This window comes from Pseudomonas sp. VD-NE ins (assembly GCF_031882575.1).
GTDB lineage: Bacteria > Pseudomonadota > Gammaproteobacteria > Pseudomonadales > Pseudomonadaceae > Aquipseudomonas > Aquipseudomonas fluorescens_BZ.
The window spans coordinates 140,839-162,881 of record NZ_CP134772.1 but is presented as its reverse complement, the minus strand read 5'-3'; the positions used below and the strand labels follow the sequence as shown (position 1 = coordinate 162,881).

Genomic DNA, 22,043 nt, shown 5'->3' with positions numbered 1-22,043 from the left:
ACCTTGTGGGAGCTGGCTTGCCAGCGATGGGGCCAGATGATTCAGCAGAGAATCAGGAATACTGAACCTCAATCTCATCCAGCTGATGATCAAAGCTTTTCAGCCGCGCGGTCCAGGTATACACCAGCACTTCAAAGTCCCGATCAATCACCGCCCCGCCGGGCCCGTCAGCGCGCGGGTCGCAGAAATCCAGTTGATAACGCTCACGGGCCATGGCCGTCGCGACATCGGACAGTTCCCGGGCATTGTTGAGCCAGTGCCAGCCCTCGTCGGCGATCTGCTTGTCGAGTTCCAGGCATTGTTTTTTCAGCGCTTCGAGGCTTTTTTCCAGCGGCGTGCCGGTGAGTTCGCCCATGACTTCGGCGAAGGTCCGCCCCGGCTGCCAGTAACTGCCCCAGAAATAACGGTCGAATACGGTTTCGACCCGGCGCAGGGCGACTTTGGTGTCCCAGATCAGCACCAGGGTCTTGCCCTGTTCAAGCTGCCGTTTTTTGACCCGCTGCACCTGGATTGACGCCCATGCTACGACGACGATTGCCATGACCGCGATCAGCGCCGTCACGCTGTCGAGAAAGATCATGGCCTTGTCGATCTGGTGGGCCAGCATGATGCCGTAGAAATAGGTGGCCGACAGCAGCACCAGCGCTGCAAGGGCGCACCAGAAGCCGAGAGCGTAAGGGTTTTTCATTATTGGTTTCCCCTAGACCAGCGCTAGCAATGTGCGCTGGAAGGGGGCTTTGCACGGGGCGCCCTTCCAACACTTCAAAGCATAGCAACGGCCTCAGGGTTTGCTGGCGCTTGCAGCGTTCGTTCGTCCGCTTTCCCAACCGCCGCCCAAGGCAAGGAACAAATCGATCTGGCTCATCGCAACCTGGGTGTTGGCGGCGGCCAATTGCGCGGTGACGTCCGTGTAGGTGCGCGTTGCTTGCAGGTCAGCGAGGAATGACTCGCGGCCGGCCTGGAAGAAGCGGTGGATCTGGTCGGCGGCCAGTTTCGCTGACTGCTCGGCATCGGCCAGTGCGTCGCGGCGTTGCAGCAAGGCGCTGTACTGGGCCAGACCGGTCTGGGTTTCGCGAATGGCGTTGAGCACCACGCCGTCGAAGTGCGCCAAGGCGCCTTGGGTGGTGGCTTCGGCCTCACGGATGCGTGCACGGGCGCCGTTGGTCGGCACTTTCCAGCTCAGCGATGGGCCGAAGCCCCAGCGGTTGGTCGACGGATCACCCAAGTCATCGATAAGACCAACAGTGCCGATGGTCGCGCCGAAACTGATGTCCGGATACAACTCGCCAGTGGCGACGCCGATCCCGGCGGTCGAAGCGGCCAGACGACGTTCGGCCTGGCGAATGTCCGGGCGACGTTTGAGCAGCGCAGCACCATCGCCGACCGGCACCAATTGGGCGATTTTCGGCAATTCGGCGCAGGTGGCGGTGCCGGCCGGCAATTGATCGACCGGTTTGGCCAGCAGCATCGACAGACGGTACAACCCAGCTTGACGGGCCGCTTCATAGCGCGGCAGTTCGGCGCGCAGGGATTTGAATTGGGTTTGCGAGCGAGTCACCTGAGTTTCATCGCCGCGGCCGGCATCGCGCAGACGCTGAATCAGCGTGGTGCCTTGCGATTGCAGGTCGAGAGAGTGCTGGGCGATCTCCCGTTCTTCGTTGGCCGCGCAGACTTGGGTGTAAGCACGCACGACGTCTGCTACCAAGGTGATTCGCGCCGTGTCTGCTGCGGCCTGGGTCGCGTCGGCATTGGCCTTTGCACCTTCGATGCCACGCTGCAAGGTGCCCCACAGATCGAACTGATAAGAAGCGCTGATGCCGATGTCGCCGACGTTATCGACCGGGACTTTTTCCGGCAGCAAGAATGCCTGACCAGACTCTTGCAAACGCTGCGCCCCCATCTTCACACCCGCGCTCCAGCCGCCCGCTGCTTCGGCCTCATCGACCTGAGCGCGAGCCCGTTGCAGGTTCGCCGCCGCTACGCGCAAATCGGTGTTGGAGGCCATGGCCTGCTGCACCAGTTGATCCAGCCGCGCATCCTTATAAAGACGCCACCAATCCGCGGGCACAGGCGCCGAGACCACCGGCTTACCCGCCACCGCCAGCTCACCCTGAAAATCCTTGCGCTGAACCGCTGCCTCCTCAGGCACGTGATAGTCCGGCCCGACCATCTGACAGGCCGACAGCATCACGCCCAACCCGGCGATCATCAGCGCCCTGCTCATTGCGCGGGCTCCTGCTTCTTATCGTCGACTTTTGAATCTTCGATGATCGACACCGTGGCGGTACGCCCGGCGATCATGCGGAAGTCTTCCGGCACGTCGTCAAAGGCAATCCGCACCGGAATCCGCTGCGCCAGCCGCACCCAGCTGAACGCCGGGTTGACGTTCGGCAACAGGTTGCTGCCGCTGGTGCGGTCGCGGTCCTCGATACCGGCAACGATGCTTTCGACATGCCCGCGCAATTTCGCGCGGTCGCCGATGACACGGATATCCACCGACTGGCCGACATGAATGCCGTCGAGTTTGGTCTCCTCGAAATAGCCGTCGATGTGAAACGAATTGCTGTCGACCACCGACAACACCGGACGCCCGGCCGTGACGAATTCCTGCGGACGCGGCGCGCGGTCGTTGACGTAACCGTCCACCGGGCTGCGGATCACCGAGCGATCGAGGTTGAGCTGAGCGCTGTCCACGGTGACCATGGCTTCGGCCAGTGCCGATTGCGCGCGAGCGACCTTCGACTGGCTTTCTTCCAGCTGCTCGGCCGGCACCAGGTTACCGAGGCCACGGTTACGCTTGGCTTCACGCTGGGCTTGAGCCAAGGTTTCTTCGCGATCAGCCACAGCCGCTTTGGCCTGACGCAGGGCCAGTTTGAAGCGATCCTGGTCGATGCTGAACAGCACCTGGCCACGCTTGATCAACTGGTTGTCTTTCACTTCCACCTGCTGGATCAGTCCGGACACGTCCGGGGCGATCTGGATGATGTCGGCACGAATGTGGCCGTCACGGGTCCATGGCGCGAACATGTAATACATCACCATGCGCCAGACGAGGACAACGGCAAAAGTCACGATCAGCAGGGTCAGTACCACGCGACCGATGGTCAAAAACGGTTTTTTCATGTCATCAGGTATCGACTGAGTGAGTCCACGCCGTACAGCAGTACCGCGTAGAGGGCCACGTTGAACAATGCCCGGTGCCAGACCAGACGGTAAAAGTGCACGCGCTGAAGCACGCCATGCACCAACAAAAACAGCACATAAGTGATGCCCATCAGCACCAGCAGGGTCGGCAGGAAAATACCGCTGATGTCCAGATCACCGATCATAGGGGCGCTCCATCGGGCAGCGGTTCTTCGGGCTCGGCACTGGAAACGAATTCAACGCCGGGCAGCAACGCCAGACGCAAACCGCTCAAGGCGTGCAACAGGTTTAGCCGGGTTTCATCGTCGCCGTGGCCATTGAGCGCACGACGGGTGCGATCCAGGGTCATCAGCAACGGGGCCGGGGCCGGCAAGCGTTCGCCAGCCTTGAGGCAAGCACGGAAATACTCGCCGACTTCACTGACCACTTGCTGCAACAAAGCATTCGGCGCGCCCGTCACCCGTGGGGTGTAGGCGAGCAAGTCGAGCAGGTTCAGGCCGACGCGCACTTCGCGCATGGCGATGCCAGTGTCCTGGCCAGTGAGGGCCAGACGCGGCAAGTGCTGCATCAGCCGATCGAGCAACTGCACGCCCAATTTGCGGTGTTCGGCAAGGTTGGCCGGTTCGGTCATGTGCACAATGTCTTTCCAGCTGAAACGGGTCAGCCGCTTGGCCGCCAGTTCGGCGCCGAACGGACGCGCCACCAGCGTCCAGATGAAAGCGAACAACAAGCCGATCGGCCCCGCCAGGTTGGAGTTTACAAAGGCGAAAAAGTCCGCATCGTAAGCCCCCTGAATGCTGATGAACGACGAGGTGTTGACCAGCGTCAACAGCATGCCGAGGTAGAACCGCGGCTGCACGGTCAGGGTGCCGACGCAGATGAACGGAATCGAGAACGCCAGCACCAGCATCGGGAAATCGTGCAGGTTGGGCAGAATCAAAAACAGATAAAGGCTGGCGAACAACACCGACATCCCGGTCCAGAAAAAGAACCGGTAAATCTGCGGCGCCGGGTCGTCCATCGAAGCGAAGAAGCTGCACGCCACCGCCGCCAGAATCACCGCACTGCCACCGTCCGGCCAGCCGAGCAAAATCCACAGCACCGAGGCGGTGATGATTGCCAGAATCGTCGAAGCCACCGAATAGAGCATCAGCCCACGGTCGATAAACGGTGTCAGCCGACCCAGTCGCCAGTGGCGATACACCGCGCGCCAACTGTCCTGGCGTTCGCAAAGAATCGCGTCCTGCAGGCTGCGGCAGTCTTGCCACAAATCGATGAATTCACCGAGGCGATAAATCGAGTTGGAGAACAGCAGTTGCCTGCGATCCTCCAGCGCTTCGGCGCTCGGTTGCAGGGCTTCGAGCTGATTTTTCAGGGCTTGCCTGCGGTCGAGATCGGCGTCTTGGTGCGCGAGCCACTCTCGGGTCGCGGCGAGCAGCGGTTCGAATTTTTCCACCAGCTCTGGCGTGCGCCGTTCGAGAGCATAGAGCGAATCTTCCAGCGCATCGATCACCGGTAATAGATGAATCATCCGCCCGCGCAATTCTTTGGTGTTGCGCACGGTTTGCGGTCGCGAGCCTTCGTGAGGCAACTGGCCGATCATCAGCTCAAGGCTGTTGAAGTTGGCGACCATGGCCATGCGCAACGCAGTGACTTCTTCTGGCTGCACATCGCGGCTGAGGAATTTCAGGCTGTAGGTCGTCGCGTCGGCGAACCACTTGCTCACAGCATCGTTGAACACCGGCGCCAGACGACGCGGCCAGAACATCGCACCGACCACCGCAGCAACGGCGATGCCGAGGAAAATCTCTTCCGTACGCGCTTCCGCCACGTCCCACACCGCCAGCGGGTTATCCACCACCGGCAAGGCAATCAGCGGCAAGGTGTAACCGGCGAGCATCAGCGCGTAGCTGTTGGCCGTGCGCAAATGCAGGGACATGAACAACAGAATCCCCGTCCACAGCGCGATGACCACCACCAGCACATACGGGCTCTGGACGAACATCGGCACGAAAAAAACCGCCGCTGCCGCACCGAGAAAAGTCCCGATGGCGCGGTACAACGCCTTGGAGCTGGTCGGCCCGAGAAACGGGCTGGAAACGATGTACACCGTGGCCATCGCCCAATACGGACGCGGCATTTGCATGAGCAAGGCGATGTACAGCGCGATCATCGACGCTGCAAAAGTCCGGATCCCGTAGAACCAGTCGCGGGCCGGCGGAATGCCGGAGAAAAAACCGTTCAAGAATTGACCACCACAGGCGGACTGGCCGCCTCAAAAGCTCTGAGTACCCGAAGCGTAGCTTCCAGATCGCTTTGCTCGATGCCTTCAAGCACCTCATGACGCAAGCGCACCAGTTCGATCTCGACCGCCTGCACCAGTTCACGCCCGGTGTCGGTCAGGCTCAGGCATTTGGCGCGGCGATCCTGGGCATCTTCAGTGCGGCAGACGTAGCCGGAATGGCACAACTGATCAAGCAGACGCACCAGCGACGGACTCTCCATCCCGGCCGCCTGCGCCACCTGAACCTGGCGCACGCCTTCGCCCAGCCGCCCGATCATCAACAGCGGCACGGCGCAGGCTTCGGAGATTCCATAGTTGACCAGCGTGGTCTGGCAGATCTTCCGCCAATGCCTGGCGGCCACCACCATGGCACTGCTGATGTTCATCTGGAGAGCGTCGAGTTCGTTCGGCACGGGGGAATGCACACTGTTAGTTTGCTAACTATCAATATCGCATTGGTGGGGAATTTCAGTCAAGTTTTGAAACAAATTGCCTGTTCAGGGGTTAGCCTACCGAATCGAAATCACCCGCTCTCTGCTCAATGAAATCGAAAACCTCCTCCGGCACGCTGAACTGGAACTGCTTACGTCGATGCTTTGAAACTTTGTCACCGTTGTCCAGACACATCATTACCAGTTTCGAGAGGTCGCTCCCCCGTACGTCAAAACGCCCATTCACCTCTTTGATGACGTAGTCGTATTTTTCAAGAAACTCGGTCTCCTCGCGCAGCTCCACTTCCAATGCTCGCAAGGCCATCTGCAAGGTAAATTCTGCACATTGAGTCCCGTCCCAGAATCGATAGATCGAGTCGTGCCCAATAAAATCGAAAGCCATCTGATCAGCGTCCAGCCAAGTGACATTCCAGAACTCTCTTGCTGGTTTCGAGAACTCCTTTAACGCTTCGAGATAGCCAGACTCTTCGTGTTTCATCGCTACGGAAACCGGTAACAACAAACCATTTTTTAGAGCGCCAGAGTGGCAAAGCGTCTGGTGAATCAGGAAACGTGAAAGTCGACCATTGCCATCCATGAACGGGTGAAGAAAGACAAACCCGAAAGCCACAACCGCTGCGGCTATCAACGGATCAACCTGCTTGGCTGAGTGATTGGCAAAACTCATCAACTCGTCCATCAACTCCCTGCACAATTGCGGTGGAGGCGGGACATAGCTGACGCCAGCTGCGCCTCTCAAGCCGTTGTGTAAATGGTTCTGTTCTTGACGGAAAAGCACAGCTTTATCGAAAGGATTGGAAACCGTACTGTTCTGCAACTCGACCAAATAGTCTTCGCTCAACTCTGTTCGCTCATGGGCTTGGCGGAGAAGCCGAACAAAACGGCGCGACTTTTCTTCGTTGGGCTCTTCTTTCTCAATGGCGAAAGAATCGCGGGTCTCATGCAGATAGGCCCAATTGATTGCCCGATCCATCATTTCCGGCGGCAACGTCGCCATAAAAGCCTGGGCTCGACCAAGGATGTCCAGATCAAGCAGCGCCTGCAGCTCAGTCGTACGCTCGACTGTGGCGCAGTAACGCATTGACCCCAACCCGTTAAAATCTACCCGCCAACGACTATTTCGAATTGCAGGCCCGGTGACATAACGCTTGGGATCAAACAAAGCGACAACGTTGCCCCGAACCGGTACGGAATATTCCAGCTGTTTGCCCGTGAAACTTTCCCAAAGAAAACAGGCCTTGCGGATAAATACCCCGTTAGGTGATCGGCTCAACTCACATAGCAACTCGTCCGCTTCAACGGTTTCAAGCGCCTGAGCAAGAATGCACAGGTTTATTCCCTCATGCTTCAGAGCAAACAAGATGTGCTCAAGTGTCGAACCCTGTGCCGGCGCGACGCCGTTTGGAACCGCTAGACACTCACCGATCAAGGTAATCCGGGTAACCGGTTTGATCATCGCAATGCGCTTGGGGGCAAATGCATTAAGCTTCAGCGCATCACGCAGGTGGGCATATCCAACAGTTGGCATCGTCATCGTCCACATAAAAAATTCACTGCGACGATTAAAGCCCAGTTTTTTTTACATCGCGCATGTTTTTTTTACATTACAGCCTTTTCCTACAATTTTTTTTACACACTTCTGCCCTTACGCAACAACACATCCAACTGATCCACCACCTCCGCCCAATCGGCGTCATCCAGAATCTCGTCACGCAAAAAATCCGCTTGGCTCTTCGTCCAGAAAAACGCATCAGCCAAATGCAGGTCGGGTTTGAGCGGGGAATGGGTGGCGATGAATTTTTCGATGTCGACCGGTTCGTCGGGAAGGCCGAGTTGTTTGAATAGTGATGGGAGGTTGTGCGTTGGGCTTTCCATTGATCAACTCCTTCAAAAATGGGCTGTTTGGAAGATTATTCGCGAGCAGGCTCGCTCCCACAGATGAATGCAATCAATCTGTGGGAGCGAGCCTGCTCGCGAAGGCGTCAGTGCCGGCACCACAAAACCTAATCACTCAACTCCCGCACCTCGGCATGCGGCACCATTTTCAGAAACTCGGGCATGCTCATGTGCAGCAGATAGTTGTGGTTGCCCGCCTCCAGGTAAATATCCTTCTGCCGCGTCAGCAACGGGTCGATAACCATGTCCAGCCCGTAGGAGTCGCCCAGCGGCGGCACCGCGCCGCGTTCGCAGTCGTCGAAGATGTGCGCCAGATTGCTTTCGCGGGTCAGTTGCCATTCGCCGCTGGTGCGTACCTTGCTCAGGTCCAGATGACGACTGGCCGGCAGCACGGCCATCAGGTAATGGCCGTGGTGGTCGTCGAGGATGATCGATTTGGCCACGCGCTCGGCGGGCACGCCGGCGACTCGTGCGGTTTCCAGGCTGCTCGATGAATGCCGGTGAGCGACGATGTCGTATGCGCAGTGCGCGCGGTTCAGGCTGCTCTGGACTTTTTTTGCCATACGCATGATGCACCTCGGTGTTGCGCTGAACGGTGGTTGCCGTGTCTTTGAGTCTAGTTCGGCGGGTGTCTGGCGCAGGGAAATCCGCTCACCGGACATATCTGCACATTGATCAAAATTCATACAGGACAACCCTCAACTAGACTGAAAGAACCAGCCCATGACGCTCGCGGAGGGTCACGTGAACAGCCGATGTTGTGCGCTTGCCTTGCTCCTGCTGATCAGCGGCTCAGCCCTCGCCGCTGACACCCCGTTGCCGCCGATGAGTCCGGCCGGTTTGTGGCTGATTACGTTGGGTATCGTCTTTTTGATCGCCGAAGCCGCGCTGCCCAATTACGGCGTAATCGGGTTGGGCGGGATCATCATGTTCGTCATCGGCGCGCTGATCCTCAGCAACGCCGAACTGCCGGTGCCGTTGATGATCGGCCTCGGTTTGATCAGCGCGCTACTGTTGCTCGGACTGCTGATCCGCGCCCTGAAAACCCGGCCGCGCCACGCCGTCAGTGGCGACGCCGGCCTGCTCGGCAGCGTGACCGCGATCACCGCGGTGCAACCGGGCGATGCCCGCAACGGCTGGGTGCAACTGCAAGGTGAACGCTGGCAAGTGCTCAGCGCCACCCCGCTGCAAACCGGGCAATCGGTGCGCGTGGTGGGGCGCAAGGGATTGTTGCTGCAAGTGGCCGCGACTGACGCGGCGCCGCTCGGAGAGTGATCATGGGTCTGCAAATCGGTTTTGTTGCGCTGCTGTTGCTGGTCATTGCCTTGGCCGGTTCGACGTTTCGCATCCTGCGGGAGTACGAGCGCGGCGTGGTGTTTCAGCTTGGCCGCTTCTGGCAAGTCAAAGGTCCCGGCTTGATTCTGCTGATTCCGGTGGTTCAGCAAATGGTCCGGGTCGACCTGCGCACGGTCGTCCTCGATGTGCCGCCGCAGGACGTGATCACCCGCGACAACGTGTCGGTGAAGGTCAACGCCGTGCTGTATTTCCGCGTGCTCGACCCACAGAAAGCGATCATTCAGGTCGAGGATTTTCTCTCGGCCACCAGCCAACTGGCCCAGACCACCTTGCGCGCGGTGCTCGGCAAGCACGAACTGGATGAACTGCTGGCCGAACGCGAACAGTTGAATATCGACATTCAGCAGGTGCTCGATGCGCAGACCGACGCCTGGGGGATCAAGGTCGCCAACGTCGAGATCAAGCATGTCGATCTCAACGAATCGATGGTCCGCGCCATCGCCAAACAGGCGGAAGCCGAGCGCGAACGGCGGGCAAAAGTCATCCACGCCGAAGGCGAATTGCAGGCCTCGGAGAAACTGATGCAGGCTGCCGAGATGCTCGGTCGTCAGCCCGGGGCGATGCAGTTGCGTTATATGCAGACCTTGAGTTCGATTGCCGGCGACAAGAGTTCGACGATTGTCTTTCCGTTGCCGATTGAGTTGCTCAAGGGCATGGCGGATTTGTCCGGCAAGTCATGAAGAGCAAAAGATCGCAGCCTGCAGCTCCTACAGGGGATCACATTTCAATGTAGGACCTGCCGCAGGCTGCGATCTTTTGAATGCCGCGCAATTCTTCCAGGGCTTCAAATGGTGCTAGCGCAAAAGTGCGCACACGTTCCTGCAACAGCGCCGAAGCCTCGCGGCGTTTGTCTTCACCATCGGCAAAAAACACTTGCGAAGGCTGTTTCGCATGCTGCGCGGCAGCGGCAAACACCTGCTGAGTCTGCACATCATTCAATCGAAAGAATCGCGCCAAGCGCCCAGCCATCGCATCGGGCAACTCGCTGTAATTCACCGCCAAACCGGCCGAATCCCGACAATGCAGCAACCCCGCCTCCAACAACCGCCCCAAACGCCGCGCGATAAAATCTTCACGCCCTTCAAACGGCAAACCATCCTCCAACACGCAATCACCGAGCATTCCCGGCACCATGTGCATACCCGGACGGCGCAGATGGGAAACAGCAATTTCCAGCGGGTCACGATAGAGAAACAGCCACGGCGTGTCCGGGAAACAGGTCTGCAACAGCGGCCATTCACCGATGTTCCAGGCATCGAGTTTGACCACTAAACGCTGTTCAATACCGCGCCGGCGCTGACCATAAGCCGAGAGCAATCCAGTGATCACCGCCCGGCGTTCGATGGCAGGCAATTCGTTGCGCAACAGTGCGTCCAGCGGTGGCGGTTCCGACACCACGATGTGATCGTCAAGCTGCGCGAGCATCTGACTGATCAACGTCGAGCCACAGCGCGAGGCGTGCAGAATAAAAGCGCTTGGTGCGAGGCCGGGGCTTTGCGCTTGCCATTCGGTCAGCGCCGACAGCGGCGTCTGCCGTCGAAACGCCTGATTGAAGGGCAGCCGCAGTGCATCGTCCACCGCCTCACGGAAAAACGGCTGATGCAGCGGTGCCTCACCGAACCAGCACCAATCCACCCGCCACTGCCCGTCGACCGGCCAGACACGAATGGGCAGCCAACCGTCGAAACTCAACCGCACCATTGTTCGTTCCATTGCCGCCGACCATTGCGCATCGCGGTACGCAGTTCTTCGCGAGAAAATACCAAGCCGCGTTCCGCCGCGAGTTCCAGCGTTCGGGCGATAAACACCTCAGGGTCATGCAGCGTGCGCAAGGCCAGTGACAGCGAGTCATCCTCAGTCACCAGCCTTTGAAAGCGCTGCAAGTCGGTATCGGCCAAACCCGGCGCTGGTGTGTCGGGCAATCCTTCGACGATCATCTGCTCAAGCCAGGCATCGGGTTTGCAATCGATAACCAGATGAATACGCGCAGAAGTATCGCGGTTATCCACTCGGTGCGGACGGGCGAGATCGAGAAACCAGCATTCCCCTGCGGCCATCGGCACGCGTTGGCCGTCGAGCCAGAAGTCGACATTGGGCGGACTGAGCAACGGAATGTGCAAACGGCGATCGGCGTCCGGGCCATTCAGATCGTAATCGCGATGTTCGTGAACGCGCGCGCCAGGACCCAGGCGCAGCAGTCGAGCGCTGACGATATTCAGCGACAGATTGCGCAAGCCGTGGCGCCAGCGCTCATCACGCAACCACGGTTCGCGTAGCAACGGCTCACCGCGACCGGGCGACAGTTCGGTCAACGCATCGGCTGCCGAAATCAGCGCGACGCCACTCCAGTCACCCGAGAAATACTCGGTGTTGAAGTGACTGCGCCAGGCGTCGTCGGCAATCGCCGCCAGCGCTTGCAGCAACAGCGGCAAATCCACCGTCACCGGCAAACGCGAGAACGCCGGCCGGCTCATGTCCTGGGCAACACCGCGCACTCGCCGAGCCAAGTCAGCAATCGATCAAGGCAGGCTTCCACCGTTTGCGCGCCGGTGTCGAGCACCAATGACGGTTGCGCCGGCGGCTCGTAGGGCGCGGAAACGCCGGTAAACCCGGGCAAGTCGCCGCGTCGGGCGCGGGCGTAATGCCCTTTCGGATCACGCTGCTCGCACACCGCCAGTGACGCGTTGCACCAGACTTCGCGATAGTCGTCCCGCAAGCGTTGCGCAAACACCTCACGCAGCTCGGCCAACGGCGCAATCATCGCCAGAATCACGATTTGCCCGTTGTCCACCAGCAGCGCCGCGAGTTCGCTGGCGCGGCGAATGTTTTCCTGGCGATCGGCATCGCTGAAGCCCAAATCCCGGTTGAGTCCGGTACGCAAACTGTCGCCATCGAGCACCACACTTTGCCAACCATCCCCGAACAGCGTGGCCTGCAGCGCTTGCGCCAATGTCGATTTGCCTGCCGCCGGCAAACCGGTCAGGAGGATCGCCGCACCCCGATGACCATTGCGGGCCTCGCGTTGCGTGCGGCTGATGCTGGCGCTGGGCGCCAGCACATCACTGCGCTGGGGCATGCGCCACCACCGGCACCGAAATATCCCCCGACGCCCACGCCGACTCGCGGTTGGCCAGCGCGGTGGCGATCGACTGCACTTCGGTCGACTGCACCTGATCCGGCAGCGGATCGAGGCCGGCACTGGCGAAGATCTGGCCGTAGGCATTGCGCAGATCGGCGTACGACAGATCGCGGCGCAGGTCCGCTTGCAGGTTGTTCAGCTCGCCTTGAATCAGTTCCAGCTCACCGATCCCGGCCGCCTGATGACGGTTGCGCAATTGACCGACGATTTGCCCGTCGATGTCCGACAGTTGTTGATTGGTCTTGAACTGACGCATGGCTTCTTGATAGTTGGCGTTGGCCACATAGAGCTGCGCGAGCACCGCGATCGACATTGCTTGTCGCCGCGCAGTGGCCACTTCTTCGCCGGCCTTGGCGACGTTGATCGCCGCCGGAGCGGAGATCACGTTGAACAGGTTCCAGGTGACTTTCACGCCATAGTCGGCCCAGCCCTGCTCGACAAGGAAGGAGTTGCTGTCGTAGTGGCCGCCAGCAGAAAACTCAAGGCCTGGCAGCAAGCGCAACATGGCCTTGCGGGTTTCGGCGGCGCTGATGCGCGTCTGGTAATCCTGTTCACGCAGTTCCGGGCGACTGGTCAGGGCTTCCTGTTCGAGTTTGGCCAGATCGACCTTGAGCTCAGGAATCTGATAACCGTCATCGGTGGCCAAGGTTAAAGGGGTGCCCAGCGGCAAGTTGATCAGCGTCGCCAGTTCGGTTTTCGCCAGCGACAAGGCACGGCGCTGTTCTTCCAGTTGCCGGGTGGCTTCGATCAACGAGCGCTGGTAACCGAGCGATTGCACCGGATCGCCAATGCGTTGGTCGCTCAGGGTCTGGCTGTTGTCGCGGGCGGTCTGCACTCGCGCCATCAGGCTGTCGATCTGCTTGAGCAGACGTTCGGCGGCCATCGCCCGCCAATAGGCCGAGCGCACGTCCTGAACGATGGTGTTGATCACCTTGCGGCGCCGTTCCTGGACGATCAGGCGTTGGTCACCCTGCTGTTTGGCGCTGATATAGCTGACGCCGAAGTCGAGGACGTTCCAGACCATGGTCAGGTCGGCGACTTCGCGGTCACGATCCTGCGAAGTCGACGGTTCCAGAGACTGGGTGCCGGTGCGTACGCTCTGGCTGCTGGAGGCGTTGACGTTGTTGCGCCCGACGTAGCCGGCGTCCAGCGCCATGCGCGGCAGCATGTCGAAACTGGCGAGGTCGAGCTGCCGCTTGGCCAGCGCTTCCTCCATGATCTTCAAGCGGCCTTCGAGGTTGTACTTCACGGCGCGGGCCATGGCCTGGTGCAGGGTCAACGGGCCGCGCAGCGGTTCCTGATCCTTGTACATGCCTTGCAGATCGCTTTTGGCACGCTGTTCACTGACGCTGCGCTCAATCGGTTCACTGGTCACTGCACATCCGCTGATCGCCAGCGCCAGCAGGCTGGCGCCGAACAACTTCTGACTTCTCTTCATCCCTGGATCGCCCCTAGGTCCCGCACAGTGTTGAGTAATGGTTGGTTCAGGCCGATATTTCGCTGATGCCGACCTGTTGCAGTGCTGCCGCCAGGTTGTCGACCCGGTGCTGTTCGTTGTCTTTGAGTTGTTGCAGTTGCTGGCCCAGCGTCGGCGCGCCAAATACGCCACGCAGGCCTTGCGAAACATCCCCCGCCTTGAGTGACTGACTGCCGAACGCGTTCAATGAATCGCGCTCGGCGGCACTGTCCTGATTGAACAGGCCCGCCAGTGTGCTGCTGCCGAACACGCCGCCGTCACCCCCGCCAAAACCGAGGAAGCCGTGACCGGATCCATCACCGCCGCTGTCGCTGCTGCTGAACACTTGCGCGATGTAACTGCGGCTGAGGGCACCGTGATTGATGAAAATATCGCCCAGCGGACGGATGCCATTGCCGATCACCCGTTGCTCGAACAGCGGCGCGAAGGTCAGCGGGGAGCCGAGGTCGCCGGTCGGCGCGGTGAAGATGATCGGTTGCAGCGGCAAGCTTGGTGGCGGTGGAGGCACCACCGGGTCGCTGCTGCGAATCAGTGGATCGGGAATAACCACACTGGTTGGCGTAGTGGGCGGCGTTGGTGGAACGACTGGCGGCACAGTGTTGATCGCGTAATTGTTCGAGCTGCTGATGCCGCTGCCACTGTTGCCGGACAGATCACTGACCCCGGCGCTGTTGACGCTGATGGCATTGCTGGCGCTGTTGACGTTGGCATTCGGCGTCAGGGTCGCGGTCCAGGTTTTGCCGCCGTCGCTGCTGCTCAGGTTGGACAAGGTGCCATTGCCAACATTGATGTCCGCCAGATCAAAACCGCTGACCGCCTCATTGAAGGTGATGATCACCTGTGAGGTCTGGCCGAGACCGAGATTCGGATTGGCAATCACCACCGTCGCCGTTGGCCGTTCGCTGTCCAGCGCATAGTTGTTCGACACCGCCACCGTGCTGCCGACGTTACCGGCCAGATCCGTGACGTTGCTGGTGTCCAGCGCAATGAAGTTGCTTGGGTCGGTAATATTTGCGGTCGGCGTGAACGTCGCCGTCCAGGTCTTGCCGCCATCGCTGCTGCTGAGGTTGCTCAGATCACCGTTGGTCACGCTCAGATCAGACAAGTCGAAATTGCTCACCGCCTCGCTGAAAGTGAAGGTCACCGTGGTGGTCTGGCCGATGCCCAAGTGCGAATTGGCGACCACGATGTCCACCGTTGGCCGGGTCGCATCCAGCGCGTAGTTGTTAGAGATGGCGATGCTGGCGCCAAGGTTGCCGGCCAGGTCCTGCACACCGGCGGTGTCGACGATGATCAGGTTGGTGGTGTCATTGACGTTCGCCGTCGGCGTCAGCGTGGCGGTCCAGGTGATGCCGCCGTCGCTGCTGGTCAGGTTCGCCAGTGTGCCGTTGGCAACGCTGATGTCCGACAGGTCAAAACCGCTGACTGCTTCACTGAAAGTGATAGTGACCGTGGTGGTTTCACCGATGCCCAGGCGATTGTCGACGACCACAATGGTTGCGGTCGGCAACGCCGTGTCGATGGCGAAATTGTTCGAATCGGTGGTGCCGACGCCACCGTTGCCAGAAGCGTTGGTTACGCCACTGTTGTCGAGGGTGATCAGGTTGCTGGTGTCGGTGATGTTGGCGGTCGGCGTCAGCGTAGCGGTCCAGGTAATGCCACCGTCGCTGGAGGCCACATTGCTCAGGGTGCCGTTGGCGATGGTCAGATCCGCGTTGGTGAAACCGCTGACCGCCTCGTTGAAGGTGATGGTCACCGCCGAGGTTTCGCCGGCCTTGAGCGCGGTATCCGCGACGACAATGGTCGCGGTCGGCACTTCGGTCTGCACCGCGTAGTTGGCCGAGTTGGTGATGCCGATGCCCGCATTGCCGGCCAGATCGCTGATGCCTGAGTTGTTCAGCACGATCAGGTTAGTGGCATCGCTGAGGCCAATGGTCGGGGTAAACGTGGCGGTCCAGGTGATGCCGCCGTCGCTCGACGAGACGTTGCTCAGCGTGCCGTTGGCAACGCTCAGGTCGGAATTGTCGAAGCCCGTGACCGCCTCGCTGAAAGTGATTGTGACGAGGGCGGTTTCGCCGGGACGCAGATCGGTGTCACTGATGACAATCGTGGCGGTCGGGCGCTGGCTATCGATCACGTAGTTGCCCGAGTCGGTGGTGCCGCTGCCGGAGTTGCCCGCCACGTCAGTGATGCCGGTGTTGTCCAGGGTGATGATGTTGCTGGTGTCGGTGATGCCCGCCGACGGCGTAAACGTCGCCGTGTAGGTGATGTTGTCCGACGTGCTCAATCCGGAGAGCGTGCCGTTGGCCACGGTCAGATCGGCCAGAGTCAAACCGCTCACCGCCTCGCTGAAAGTGATGGTCACGGTGGTGGTCTGGCCGATGCTCAATGCCGAGTCAGCGAGTGCAATGGTCGCGGTCGGGCGTTGGGTATCAATGGCGTAATTGTTTGAGTCGGTGGTGCCGTTACCGGCGTTGCCGGAGGCGTTTTGCACGCCGCTGTTGTCGAGGCTGATCAGGTTGGAGGCGTCGGTGATGTTGCTGGTCGGCGTGAAGGTCGCCGTCCAGGTGATACCGCCGTCGCTGCTGCTCACCGCCGTCAGCGTACCGTTGGCAATCGTCAGGTCGGCGTTGTTGAAACCGCTCACGGCTTCGCTGAAGGTGATGGTCACCAGCGACGTTTCGCCGATGGTCAGGCTGTTGTCCGCGACGACGATGGTCGCGGTTGGCGCCACGGTGTTGATGGTGAAGTTGCCGGAGTTGGTCGTGCCCGTGCCAGCGTTCCCGGCCAGGTCAGCGATACCGGTGTTGGCAAGGGTGATGATGTTGCTGGTGTCGTTGACCCCGACGGTCGGCGTGAACGTCGCTGTCCAGGTGATGCCGCCGTCGCTGCTGCTGACAGCGGTCATTGTGCCGTTGGGAATGGTCAGATCTGCGTTGGTGAACCCCGTCACGGCCTCGGAGAAGGTGATCGTCACCAACGAGGTTTCACCGGCGCTCAGAGTCGGGTCGGCGATCACGATGGTTGCAGTCGGGCGCTGGTTGTCGATCACGTAGTTGCCCGAGTCGGTGGTGCCGCTGCCGGAGTTGCCCGCCACGTCAGTGATGCCGGTGTTGTCCAGGGTGATGATGTTGCTGGTGTCGGTGATGCCCGCCGACGGCGTAAACGTCGCCGTGTAGGTGATGTTGTCCGACGTGCTCAATCCGGAGAGCGTGCCGTTGGCCACGGTCAGATCGGCCAGAGTCAAACCGCTCACCGCCTCGCTGAAAGTGATGGTCACGGTGGTGGTCTGGCCGATGCTCAATGCCGAGTCAGCGAGTGCAATGGTCGCGGTCGGGCGTTGGGTATCAATGGCGTAATTGTTTGAGTCGGTGGTGCCGTTACCGGCGTTGCCGGAGGCGTTTTGCACGCCGCTGTTGTCGAGGCTGATCAGGTTGGAGGCGTCGGTGATGTTGCTGGTCGGCGTGAAGGTCGCCGTCCAGGTAATGCCGCCGTCGCTGCTGCTCACTGCGCTGAGCGTGCCGTTGGCAATTGTCAGGTCGGCGTTGTTGAAACCGCTCACGGCTTCGCTGAAGGTGATGGTCACCAGCGACGTTTCGCCGATGGTCAGGCTGTTGTCCGCGACGACGATGGTGGCGGTTGGCGCCACCGTGTTGATGGTGAAGTTGCCGGAGTTGGTCGTGCCCGTGCCGGCGTTCCCGGCCAGGTCAGCGATCCCGGCGTTGGCCAGGGTGATGACGTTGGTGCTGTCGTTGATCGCCACGGTCGGCGTGAACGTCGCCGTCCAGGTAATGCCGCCGTCCGCAGTACTGACCGCCGTCAGCGTGCCGTTGGGGACGGTCAGGTCGGCGTTGGTGAAACCGCTGATCGCTTCGCTGAAGGTGATGGTCACCAGCGAGGTTTCGCCGGCGCTCAGGGCAGGATCGGCCATGACGATGGTTGCGGTCGGCCGCTGGGTGTCAATGCTGTAATTGTTCGAATCGGTGGTGCCGCTGCCAGCGTTGCCGGCCAGGTCGGCGACGCCGGTGTTGTCCAGTGTCACCAGATTGGTGGCATCGGTGATGTTCGCGCTCGGCGTAAACGTCGCCGTCCAGGTAATCCCGCCATCCGCGCTGCTGACCGCCGTCAGGGTGCCGTTGGCGATGGTCAGATCGGCGTTGGTGAAACCGCTCACCGCTTCACTGAAGGTGATGGTCACCAGCGAGGTATCGCCAATTTTCAAAGTGTTTTGCGCGAACACCACGGTGGCGGTCGGCCGCACGGTGTCGACCGCGTAATTGTTGGAATCAGTGGTACCGACGCCGGTGTTGCCCGCCAGATCGGCGACCCCGGTGTTATTCAGGGTGATCAGGTTGGTGGCGTCAGTGATGCTGCTGGTCGGCGTGAACGTCGCCGTCCAGGTGATGCCGCCATCCGCGCTGCTGACAGCGCTCAACGTGCCGTTGGCAATGCTCAGGTCTGCGTTGGTGAAGCCGCTCACCGCCTCGCTGAAGGTGATGGTCACCAGCGAGGTTTCACCGATTTTCAGCGCAGTGTCGGCGACCACGATGGTTGCCGTCGGCCGTAGCGTATCGATCGCATAGTTGTTGGAATCGGTAGTGCCGGTACCGGTGTTGCCGGCCAGATCCGTAACCCCGGTGTTGTTCAGGGTGATCAGGTTGGTCGCGTCGGTGGTGCTGCTGTTCGGCGTAAAGGTTGCCGTCCAGGTGATGCCGTCGCTGCTGCTCAGTCCGGTCAAGGTGCCGTTGGCCACCGTCAGGTCGGCGGCGGTGAAGCCGCTCACCGCTTCGCTGAAGGTGATGGTCACCAACGACGTCTCGCCGAGATTCAGCGCGTTGTCGGCAACCACAATCGTGGCGGTCGGACGCACGGTGTCGATCGCGTAATTGGCTGAATCGGTGGTGCCGCTGCCGGCGTTGCCGGCCAGATCCGCCACCCCGGTGTTGTCCAGGGTAATCAGGTTGGTGGCATCGGTAATGCTCGCGGTCGGGGTGAACGTCGCCGTCCAGGTGATGCCGCCGTCGACGCTGCTGACGTTGGTCAGCGTACCGTTGGCAATGGTCAGGTCGGCGTTGGTGAAACCGCTCACTGCCTCGCTGAACGTGATGGTCACCAGCGAGGTGTCGCCGATTTTCAGGGCAGTGTCTGCCATCACGATGGTTGCGGTCGGTCGCTGAGTATCGATGACGTAATTGTTGGAGTTGGTAGTGCCGACGCCTGCCACGCTGTCGGACACCGCCGTCACCCCGGTGTTATCGAGGGTGATGAGGTTGGTGGTGTCAGTGATGTTGTTGGTCGGCGTAAACGTCGCCGTCCACGTGATACCGCCGTCGGCGCTGGACACATTGTTCAGCGTGCCGTTGGCAATGGTCAGGTCAGCGTTGGTAAAACCGTTGACGGCGCGGCTGAAGGTGATGGTCACCAGCGAGGTTTCGCCGATTTTCAGCGCGGTGTCGGCGACCACGATGGTGGCGGTCGGCGGTTCCACGTAAGCAGTATTGAGGGTGCCGCCGTTGTTGTAGATCCCCACCAGTGCGCTCGGCGTCGTGCCGGTCGAACCACCGTTGGAAAGACCACCGCCACCGCTGGCGGCGCCGTTGCCGCTGATCGCGGCGAAGTTGCTCGCGGTGATCAGCACCACACCGCCGTTGTTCCAGATCGCCCCGACGCCGCGACCGCCGGCACCGCCATCGGCACCGTTGCTGCCGACCCCGCCGCCACCACCACCGCCGCCGCCGGCAGCAATGTTATTGCTGATGACCGAGGTGCCGATGACTTTCAGGGTGCCGCTCGCAGCGTTATAGATACCGCCGGCCGCATTACCGCCGACGCCGCCGACTTTGTCCCAGCCGGAACCACCGCCGCCGCCGCCAATCGACAGCGTGCCGTTGCTCGCCGAACCACCATTGCCGCCATGACTGTAACCGGCACCGGCGCTGCCACCGTTGCCACCCACGCCACCGGTGCTGGTGCCACCACGGCCGCCCATGTCGGTCGGGCTGTAACCGCCGCCATAACCGCCAGCATTGGCACTGCCTGCGCCCCCGGCATAAGTGCCGGTGCCCGGGCCGGAGGTACCGCCATGGCCACCGGTCTGGCCACCGATACCCGCACCGCCGCCACCGCCACCGCCGACATAACCGCCGGTCACACCCCCGCCACCACCACCGCCGGAAGCGGCGTTCGCGGTCACGGTGACGTTGTTCAGGGTAAGAATGCCGGCGTTGAAAATGCCGCCGCCCATGGCGCCCACCGCCGCCGAGCCGCCATTACCACCGTTGCCGGCGACCAGACCTTTGGTGATCACCAAGCCGTCGAGGGTCACGGTGCTGCCGGAGGTGACTTCCACCACGCGGGTTTTGTACTGGCCATCGAGGGTCACGTCGGCCACGCCATCGTTGTTCAGGTCGCCATCGACGGTGATGTTCTTGTTGATCAGCAGCTCCGAAGTGAGCTGAACGGTCATGCCCGAACTGAACGTGACGATATCGCCGTTCTGCGCCGAAGCCAGCGCCGCGCGCAACGAGCCGACACCCGAGTTGAGGTTGTTGGTCGCCGTCCAGGTGGCGAGGCCCCACTGGTACTCGCTCATGGCTTTGCTCGAGAGCACGTTGGCGCTTTCGATGGTGCCGGTGGCGATCTCCAGATCCCAGTCGCCGCCGACACCGGTGCGATTGTTCGAAGCAGCCACGTCACGCCCGGTCAGTTGCGCCAGCGAGTCGACAAAAATCAAGCCACGATCACCTTCAGCGGTGTAGCAGCCGTAAATCAGGATGTCGCCGCCAGCGTTCATGTCCTTGCCGATTTCCGCGAGGACCGCGCTGCGCTGGGCGACGTTGTCTGCCGAGAGATAACTGTTGCCCAGCCACAAATCACCGGCATTGCCGTGGGCAATGATCTGCACCGAGCTGACGCCGTGATGCTGATCAAGGAAGTCGGCGATCTGTTGCAAACCATCCTTGCTGGCGTCGAGTTTCACCACTTGCGTGCCGGGAGCAATGCCTTGCAGCAGACTGTCGGCATCCTTCACCCGTGAGTCGACGAACACCACACTCTGGCCGGGCACCGCGACCGGGCTGGCCGCCGGCGTGGCATCAGCCTGGCCGTGGGTGTCTTTGCTCGCTACGGGATGATCGGCTGCCGGCGCCTTGGCCGCATCGGCAGCGGTGGGTGCATGGCTGTCGGCTTGCGCAGCGGTATCGGCCACGGTGGCGGCCACCGCGCCGTCGAACAGCATGCGCGGCTCCAGCGACATGATCATCGGCGAGGCCAGCGAACGCTGACCTGCGGTTGCCCGAGACCTGACTTTTGCACCGCCAAAAATGCTCCACCACATGTTGCTCACCCGAACTCGAACGAAGGTACGTAAGGCATCAATGAAAAACGCCGCGATCAACTGATCGCGGCGTCGGATTTCATACGAATGACATTGGCGGCGCTGGCTGAGCCATCGAGCCAAAAGGACAAATCAGCGTATTGCTTGAACAGGTCGGGCGGCAAAATGGTGCGCCGTGACTGCAACGCCACCTTGGGTTTGACCTTGTGCAGGCCAGCCAGGCCAAGGCCTTGGTCGAACTCCGGCGCGTCGTAGGCCAGATGTTCGAAATCGTGCTCGAACCAGGGTTCACCGATGAATTCATAGACCAGCCGCAGCACGCGTTCCGGCGCCTGGGTCAACAAGTCGTAATCGATGATCAGCAGTGAGTCCGCGTGTTCGCCGTAATAGGCTTCCTTGAGCGCCGCCCAGGCAAAACCCACCAGGCGATTGCGCTGCGCCAGGGTTTCGCAACGGCTGTACACCGTGTTGCGCTCCACGGCATCGCCAAACAGTTTGGTGTTTTCAAAGGGATTGGCGCGGTACAGCCGTTCGAGACTGTCCATCACCCAGGCGACGTTGCGCACGCAGGCGATGACTTTGGCGTGAGGAAACAGGTCGTTGAGTGCCGGCAGACGCGAGCTCCACTGCCGGTTGGTGTCGAACACCACCGGTTTGTCGGCCTTGTCGGCATAGTAGGAGTCGAACAGACCACGCAACAGGCGACGGCGCATGTCGGTGTCGATCACCGCACCGTACTCGCTGCCGGCGCTGCATTGCTCGAGGACACTTGAGAACAGCGATCCGACCGGGCTGGTCATGCCGGCGTGAAAGCGCGGGTTCTGCAGAAGAATCGCAGAAAGCAGGGTGGAGCCTGAACGCGGCAAGCCGGAGATAAAGTGGAACTGCTGCAATCCCTTCACCCTGATCTAAAGTCCCTTTGTCCGACAAAGCGTAGTCCAACAACCACCTTGCGACTA

17 protein-coding genes are annotated in these 22,043 nt (G+C 60.7%); 2 read left to right on the top strand and 15 right to left on the bottom strand.

From position 1 onward, the window contains the following. Positions 1-52: 52 nt before the first annotated feature. The 9 genes from RMV17_RS00660 to RMV17_RS00620 all read right to left on the bottom strand — a co-directional run bounded on the left by RMV17_RS00660 (position 53) and on the right by RMV17_RS00620 (position 8,345). Entirely contained in the window at positions 53-688 is a 636-nt protein-coding gene (locus RMV17_RS00660; protein ID WP_311884820.1) for an NADH:ubiquinone oxidoreductase subunit N, read from the bottom strand. Between the two features lie 93 nt (positions 689-781). Beyond that, the gene (locus RMV17_RS00655; protein WP_311884818.1) at positions 782-2,224 is read right to left on the bottom strand and encodes an efflux transporter outer membrane subunit; all 1,443 of its coding nucleotides are present in this window, start codon (positions 2,222-2,224) and stop codon (positions 782-784) included. Next, positions 2,221-3,123, bottom strand: a complete 903-nt coding sequence (locus tag RMV17_RS00650) for an HlyD family secretion protein (RefSeq protein WP_064389057.1) — start codon at positions 3,121-3,123, stop codon at positions 2,221-2,223. Before RMV17_RS00650 ends, RMV17_RS00655 begins: the two co-directional genes overlap by 4 nt. Beyond that, positions 3,120-3,329 (bottom strand): DUF1656 domain-containing protein, encoded by a 210-nt coding sequence (locus RMV17_RS00645; protein ID WP_034151805.1) that lies wholly within the window; start codon positions 3,327-3,329, stop codon positions 3,120-3,122. The genes RMV17_RS00650 and RMV17_RS00645 overlap by 4 nt, the downstream gene beginning before the upstream one ends. Then, positions 3,326-5,389, bottom strand: coding sequence for an FUSC family protein (locus RMV17_RS00640; protein ID WP_311884813.1), 2,064 nt, complete (start codon positions 5,387-5,389; stop codon positions 3,326-3,328). The genes RMV17_RS00645 and RMV17_RS00640 overlap by 4 nt, the downstream gene beginning before the upstream one ends. Beyond that, positions 5,386-5,814: a MarR family transcriptional regulator gene (locus RMV17_RS00635; RefSeq protein WP_108224212.1), complete on the bottom strand. Its 429-nt coding sequence runs from the start codon at positions 5,812-5,814 to the stop codon at positions 5,386-5,388. The genes RMV17_RS00640 and RMV17_RS00635 overlap by 4 nt, the downstream gene beginning before the upstream one ends. Before the next feature lie 118 nt (positions 5,815-5,932). After that, the gene (locus RMV17_RS00630; protein ID WP_311884810.1) at positions 5,933-7,423 is read right to left on the bottom strand and encodes a Fic family protein; all 1,491 of its coding nucleotides are present in this window, start codon (positions 7,421-7,423) and stop codon (positions 5,933-5,935) included. Positions 7,424-7,509: 86 nt separating this feature from the next. After that, on the bottom strand, positions 7,510-7,755 hold the full coding sequence (locus tag RMV17_RS00625; protein ID WP_311884808.1) for a DUF2789 domain-containing protein: 246 nt from the start codon (positions 7,753-7,755) through the stop codon (positions 7,510-7,512). A gap of 128 nt (positions 7,756-7,883) precedes the next feature. Further along, complete coding sequence (locus tag RMV17_RS00620; protein WP_311884806.1) at positions 7,884-8,345, bottom strand: YbaK/EbsC family protein; 462 nt, start codon at positions 8,343-8,345, stop codon at positions 7,884-7,886. Positions 8,346-8,520: 175 nt separating this feature from the next. Here RMV17_RS00620 and RMV17_RS00615 point away from each other — a divergent pair, with 175 nt between their 5' ends. Together RMV17_RS00615 and RMV17_RS00610 are read left to right on the top strand one after the other, a co-directional pair. Further along, positions 8,521-9,051, top strand: a complete 531-nt coding sequence (locus tag RMV17_RS00615; RefSeq protein ID WP_311884804.1) for an NfeD family protein — start codon at positions 8,521-8,523, stop codon at positions 9,049-9,051. Positions 9,052-9,053: 2 nt separating this feature from the next. Then, positions 9,054-9,812 (top strand): slipin family protein, encoded by a 759-nt coding sequence (locus tag RMV17_RS00610; RefSeq protein ID WP_003220464.1) that lies wholly within the window; start codon positions 9,054-9,056, stop codon positions 9,810-9,812. A gap of 37 nt (positions 9,813-9,849) precedes the next feature. Here RMV17_RS00610 and RMV17_RS00605 read toward each other — a convergent pair whose 3' ends face one another. The 6 genes from RMV17_RS00605 to RMV17_RS00580 are packed head-to-tail and all read right to left on the bottom strand — an operon-like array spanning position 9,850 to position 21,986. After that, positions 9,850-10,833: a sulfotransferase family protein gene (locus RMV17_RS00605; RefSeq protein ID WP_311887005.1), complete on the bottom strand. Its 984-nt coding sequence runs from the start codon at positions 10,831-10,833 to the stop codon at positions 9,850-9,852. Then, positions 10,821-11,606, bottom strand: coding sequence for an aspartyl/asparaginyl beta-hydroxylase domain-containing protein (locus tag RMV17_RS00600; RefSeq protein ID WP_311884801.1), 786 nt, complete (start codon positions 11,604-11,606; stop codon positions 10,821-10,823). Before RMV17_RS00600 ends, RMV17_RS00605 begins: the two co-directional genes overlap by 13 nt. Continuing rightward, the gene (cysC, locus tag RMV17_RS00595; protein WP_311884799.1) at positions 11,603-12,208 is read right to left on the bottom strand and encodes an adenylyl-sulfate kinase; all 606 of its coding nucleotides are present in this window, start codon (positions 12,206-12,208) and stop codon (positions 11,603-11,605) included. Before cysC ends, RMV17_RS00600 begins: the two co-directional genes overlap by 4 nt. Beyond that, positions 12,192-13,709: a TolC family protein gene (locus tag RMV17_RS00590; RefSeq protein WP_186620842.1), complete on the bottom strand. Its 1,518-nt coding sequence runs from the start codon at positions 13,707-13,709 to the stop codon at positions 12,192-12,194. The genes cysC and RMV17_RS00590 overlap by 17 nt, the downstream gene beginning before the upstream one ends. A gap of 46 nt (positions 13,710-13,755) precedes the next feature. Further along, the gene (locus RMV17_RS00585; protein ID WP_311884794.1) at positions 13,756-21,084 is read right to left on the bottom strand and encodes an Ig-like domain-containing protein; all 7,329 of its coding nucleotides are present in this window, start codon (positions 21,082-21,084) and stop codon (positions 13,756-13,758) included. 56 nt (positions 21,085-21,140) lie between these two features. Then, positions 21,141-21,986, bottom strand: coding sequence for a sulfotransferase (locus RMV17_RS00580; protein WP_141126862.1), 846 nt, complete (start codon positions 21,984-21,986; stop codon positions 21,141-21,143). Between the last annotated feature and the right edge of the window lie 57 nt (positions 21,987-22,043).

Bases quoted from the DNA above. Each gene is read 5' to 3' on its own strand.
- RMV17_RS00625 (WP_311884808.1), bottom strand. From the start codon at position 7,755: ATGGAAAGCCCAACGCACAACCTCCCATCACTATTCAAACAACTCGGC.
- RMV17_RS00650 (WP_064389057.1), bottom strand. From the start codon at position 3,123: ATGAAAAAACCGTTTTTGACCATCGGTCGCGTGGTACTGACCCTGCTG.
- RMV17_RS00610 (WP_003220464.1), top strand. From the start codon at position 9,054: ATGGGTCTGCAAATCGGTTTTGTTGCGCTGCTGTTGCTGGTCATTGCC.
- RMV17_RS00600 (WP_311884801.1), bottom strand. From the start codon at position 11,606: ATGAGCCGGCCGGCGTTCTCGCGTTTGCCGGTGACGGTGGATTTGCCG.
- cysC (WP_311884799.1), bottom strand. From the start codon at position 12,208: ATGCCCCAGCGCAGTGATGTGCTGGCGCCCAGCGCCAGCATCAGCCGC.
- RMV17_RS00620 (WP_311884806.1), bottom strand. From the start codon at position 8,345: ATGCGTATGGCAAAAAAAGTCCAGAGCAGCCTGAACCGCGCGCACTGC.
- RMV17_RS00635 (WP_108224212.1), bottom strand. From the start codon at position 5,814: ATGAACATCAGCAGTGCCATGGTGGTGGCCGCCAGGCATTGGCGGAAG.
- RMV17_RS00645 (WP_034151805.1), bottom strand. From the start codon at position 3,329: ATGATCGGTGATCTGGACATCAGCGGTATTTTCCTGCCGACCCTGCTG.
- RMV17_RS00660 (WP_311884820.1), bottom strand. From the start codon at position 688: ATGAAAAACCCTTACGCTCTCGGCTTCTGGTGCGCCCTTGCAGCGCTG.
- RMV17_RS00630 (WP_311884810.1), bottom strand. From the start codon at position 7,423: ATGTGGACGATGACGATGCCAACTGTTGGATATGCCCACCTGCGTGAT.
- RMV17_RS00590 (WP_186620842.1), bottom strand. From the start codon at position 13,709: ATGAAGAGAAGTCAGAAGTTGTTCGGCGCCAGCCTGCTGGCGCTGGCG.
- RMV17_RS00585 (WP_311884794.1), bottom strand. From the start codon at position 21,084: ATGTGGTGGAGCATTTTTGGCGGTGCAAAAGTCAGGTCTCGGGCAACC.
- RMV17_RS00605 (WP_311887005.1), bottom strand. From the start codon at position 10,833: ATGGTGCGGTTGAGTTTCGACGGTTGGCTGCCCATTCGTGTCTGGCCG.
- RMV17_RS00655 (WP_311884818.1), bottom strand. From the start codon at position 2,224: ATGAGCAGGGCGCTGATGATCGCCGGGTTGGGCGTGATGCTGTCGGCC.